The sequence below is a fragment of the uncultured Veillonella sp. genome (assembly GCF_934190855.1).
GTDB lineage: Bacteria > Bacillota > Negativicutes > Veillonellales > Veillonellaceae > Veillonella.
The window spans coordinates 1-4,056 of record NZ_CAKPTN010000146.1 but is presented as its reverse complement, the minus strand read 5'-3'; the positions used below and the strand labels follow the sequence as shown (position 1 = coordinate 4,056).

The following is a 4,056-nucleotide window of genomic DNA, read 5'->3' as shown; positions in this document are numbered from 1 at the left end:
ATAAAACCTTGTGCCTGCATATCGTCAGGGGTTAAGGTTTTATCAAAATCATAACACATAGCTAGTACAGGCATAGACGATTCAGAAGATTGTAAAGCTTCTTTACTGTCGTTCTTATAAGTTATCACGGATCGCACCTCCTTATGATTACAAAAATACATATACAAAGGCCTTCATTCTCTTATATTCCTGGGTTGCCCCTTTGACAACCCCTTTTGTCTATATTTTACACGATACGTCAATGATTTGAGTTTCGTAATTATTCGTAAATCTAGTTAAAATAGGCTCTCTTGTGTAAAAGTTTCTTCTACAATCCAGCTCTTTTCCACACTTTTTTTAATAATTGCTCTTTTTGAAAGTGTTCCAATCAGTAAACTAGATTTTGGATCATGTTGCATTCGATTTTGACGAACTGCAGCTTGATTCGTATTAGCATAACAATAACGGCAGAAGTGACTACAGCTATCATAAGCACCAATATCACCATGTAAATAACAATTACATTCAGGTCTAGCCGGTGTTCGTTTCGGTGCTTTTAATTTAATATTCCAAGCCCGTTCATAACAGTCTAGTGTAAGACAGCCGTCTATATTGGCACCTAGTTCTTTAAAAGTATCCCCTTCTCCACAGGTTTTAAGCATCATATGATGAGACTGAGCCATAGATACCATTTCTTTAATCATTTTCTTTTGAATATCTAAACTCGGTCTATAGCCTTCAGGAAAATTATGAGCTACTTTATCAAAGATATCTAAAAAACTAACAATAACTGTATCTGTATAGCCCATTAAAGACTTTGCCATTTTGTAAAAGCTTTCAAAATGAAAATCTAAGGTATAGTCATTAGTTAAAATAATTGGATCATAGCGCCACACCATAGACTGAGGGTTCAGTTCTTTAGAAATATGTTTAAAACCATCTATTACAGACTCATATTGCGGTACATAGGGCTCAATGTCACGTCCATAAGGGGTTATCGTCATATGCCAATATTGTCGGTAATCTTTAATATTGTTAAGTAATGGTATAAATGGCAAAGGATTTTTCGTACAAAAAGCAATGCCATCTACTACTTCGTGATTAATAGCATAACGTGTCACTTGTAATGGATTATAAGGATTTTGAACATCTACAAATCCTTCGTTAATACGATTAATTAGCCATTGACCATAAAAGGCAGGTATATCTGTACGTTGTCCAGTTTGTAATATCATAGCCCTGCCTTTCATTAAACAAAATATAAAAATATTATAACATATCTAACCCAATGTATTTATAGTATAAATGTGATTTTTGCTGTATAGTTTATTCATATTTTATGGTACTATAAACACTATAGAATATGAGGAGAACTAATGTATGAACGATATTTTTGAACATAACCATCCTATGAAGGATGATAAGGATTTTATTACATCTTATTGGACAGATCGAGCTCACGACTTCGGTGCCTTACGTGCAAAAGAATTAGATAGCCCTAAACTTAAATTATGGAGAGATGAACTAACGAGTCATATTTTTGATTCTGATTGCTCTTTACGTATATTAGATATCGGATGTGGTGCAGGCTTCTTTAGTATTATCCTCTCTCAACTAGGACATACAGTACACGGCATCGATATTACACCTAACATGATAGACGAAGCAAACCAACTAGCAGACTCCCTCGATTGTGATGCTACCTTCTCCGTTATGGATGCGGAAAACCTCAGCTTTGACTCTAATACCTTTGATATCGTTGTAGCCCGTAATGTAACGTGGAACTTACCACATCCAGATAAAGCTTATGCTGAATGGTTACGCGTCATCCGTCCAGGCGGTTTAATCCTCAATTATGATGCGGAACATGCTCGCAATCATCATGACTTACCACAATCAGTTCATCATGCCCATGAACACGTAAGTAATGATTTAAAAGAGCGGTGCCATACTATTTACCATATGCTTGAAATTTCATCCTTTACACGCCCTCAATGGGATAAAGAACTGCTCACCAAATTAGGTGCTAGCTCTGTTACCATCGATTCTACAGTAGGTCCTCGTATTTACAGTGAAGAAGATGAATTTTATATTCCTGTGCCAATGTTTTTGGTGAAAGTAATAAAATAGTATTCAAAGCAAAACATATAAAATAAACCCACTCCATATGATATGTTTCCCCTTTATTAGTTATCTAGTAAAGAAATATATCATACTATGAGTGGGTTTTCTTTATATTAGTTACTAAAATACGCTTGAGCCTTAGTGATTTCTGCGCGAAGCTTTTCTTCATCAATAGTAAGCAATTCTTTGTCTTTCATAAGAACTTTGCCGCCTACAATCGTAGTATTTACATCAGAACTGTTTGCAGAGTATACAAGTGCCGCTAAATCGTTATAACGAGGCATCCAGTGCATCCCAGATACATCATATAGCACGATATCTGCACGATAGCCTTTGGCTAATACACCAAGGTCAGTATAACCAAGGGCTTTTGCGCCCTCTACAGTACCCATATTCCAAGCTGCTTGTGCAGGAATGGCCTTAGGATCGTAAAGACGTGCTTTATGTAAGGTAGCAGCAAGGCGTACTTCTTCAAGCATATCTGCATTATTATTGGAAGCAGAGCCGTCTGTACCAAGACCAACTGTAATACCTTTTGCAATCATTTCAGGCACTGGTGCAATACCACTTGCTAATTTTAAATTGGATTGTGGATTATGGGCAACAGCTACATTATTTTCAGCCATAATAGCCATATCTTCATCTGTAACATGAACGCAATGTGCGGCTAAGGTAGTATTCCAAAATAGACCTAAATCATGCATATGCGCAATTGGCGTCTTACCAGTAGCTTTCATAACATTCTCCACTTCCCCTTTTGTTTCGGACAAGTGCATGTGAATGCCACAGTTTAATTCATGAGATAAGGCGATAACCTTTTCCATATAAGTATCTGGACAAGTATATGGCGCATGTGGTCCTAATAATACCTTGATGCGGTCGTTATCAAAACCATTCCAGGTACGGAATAAATCAGCATTTTCAACTAATGATTGATCTGCTGTGGGAGAAACACCAGCTAAGCCACGAGATAATACAGAGCGAATACCTGTTTCTTTTACCACCTCAGCCGTCGTATTCATAAAGAAATACATGTCGCTAAAGGTTGTGGTACCAGTACGCAACATTTCAGCAATGCCAAGTTGTGTGCCATAACGAACATAATCGTCGTTTAATTTTGCTTCTGTCGGCCAGATAGCTGTTTCAAGCCATTCCATAAGCTCAAGATCATCTGCATAGTTTCTAAATAGGCCCATCGCAATATGAGTATGGGTATTTACGAGACCTGGCGCTGCCAATTGGCCTTTACCATCGAGCACTTCCTTAGCAGAATCTTTTGCCTTACTAGCTTCACTATCGGCTAAGATAGCCGTAATATAGCCATTTTCAATTTCAATAGCATGATTTTTAAGAACACCCTCATCAGTGAGGACGTCTACATGAGTAATCAATAAATCAGACATCGTCTTCCCTCATAGGTATAACCGAGCCATAATAGCTCGGTTATATTTCAATACAGTATTAGTTTACTTTTGTTAAGTAGTCGATTTGTTCTTGTGTCAAAGAATCTAAATCATAGCCCATGGAGTTCAATTTTAGTTTAGCGATTTCCACATCTAATTCATGAGGCAATACATATACTTTTGGCTCCATTTCTTTGCCATTTTTCAAGATATGCTCTGCAGCAAGGGCTTGCATAGCAAAGGACAAGTCCATGATTTCTGCAGGATGACCATCACCAGCTGCAAGGTTTACTAAGCGACCTTCAGCCAATACATAGAGTTTACGACCATCAGCCATAGTATAGCCTTCGATATTTTGACGAACGCGCTCATGGCTTACTGCAAGGTCAGCTAATTCAGCTACATTTACTTCGCAGTCGAAGTGACCTGCATTACACATGATTGCTTTATCTTTCATTACTTCGTAATGTTCTTTTACAATAACATCTTTACAGCCTGTTACAGTACAGAAAATATCACCCACTTTAGCAGCCTCAATCATAGGTAATAC

General features: G+C 37.5%; 4 protein-coding genes and 1 pseudogene. 1 reads left to right on the top strand and 4 read right to left on the bottom strand.

Annotation, left to right across the window (positions count from 1 at the left end; all coding sequences use genetic code 11):
- Positions 1 to 128: pseudogene (locus tag Q0F90_RS09240) on the bottom strand (haloacid dehalogenase-like hydrolase); the annotation flags it as partial.
- A gap of 147 nt (positions 129 to 275) precedes the next feature.
- A complete protein-coding gene (locus tag Q0F90_RS07780; RefSeq protein WP_296004499.1) occupies positions 276 to 1,214 on the bottom strand; it encodes a DUF1848 domain-containing protein in 939 nt (312 codons plus the stop codon).
- 145 nt (positions 1,215 to 1,359) lie between these two features.
- Here Q0F90_RS07780 and Q0F90_RS07775 point away from each other — a divergent pair, with 145 nt between their 5' ends.
- Complete coding sequence (locus Q0F90_RS07775; RefSeq protein WP_296004497.1) at positions 1,360 to 2,109, top strand: class I SAM-dependent methyltransferase; 750 nt, start codon at positions 1,360 to 1,362, stop codon at positions 2,107 to 2,109.
- 107 nt (positions 2,110 to 2,216) lie between these two features.
- Here Q0F90_RS07775 and Q0F90_RS07770 read toward each other — a convergent pair whose 3' ends face one another.
- Both Q0F90_RS07770 and Q0F90_RS07765 read right to left on the bottom strand, forming a co-directional pair.
- Positions 2,217 to 3,506 (bottom strand): amidohydrolase, encoded by a 1,290-nt coding sequence (locus Q0F90_RS07770; protein WP_296004494.1) that lies wholly within the window; start codon positions 3,504 to 3,506, stop codon positions 2,217 to 2,219.
- Positions 3,507 to 3,564: 58 nt separating this feature from the next.
- Positions 3,565 to 4,056, bottom strand: a 492-nt coding sequence (locus Q0F90_RS07765) for an adenosylhomocysteinase (protein WP_296004492.1), incomplete at its 5' end; no start/stop codon positions are given.

Coding starts and splice junctions, on each gene's coding strand:
- Q0F90_RS07780 (WP_296004499.1), bottom strand. CDS start 1,214: ATGATATTACAAACTGGACAACGTACAGATATACCTGCCTTTTATGGT.
- Q0F90_RS07775 (WP_296004497.1), top strand. CDS start 1,360: ATGAACGATATTTTTGAACATAACCATCCTATGAAGGATGATAAGGAT.
- Q0F90_RS07770 (WP_296004494.1), bottom strand. CDS start 3,506: ATGTCTGATTTATTGATTACTCATGTAGACGTCCTCACTGATGAGGGT.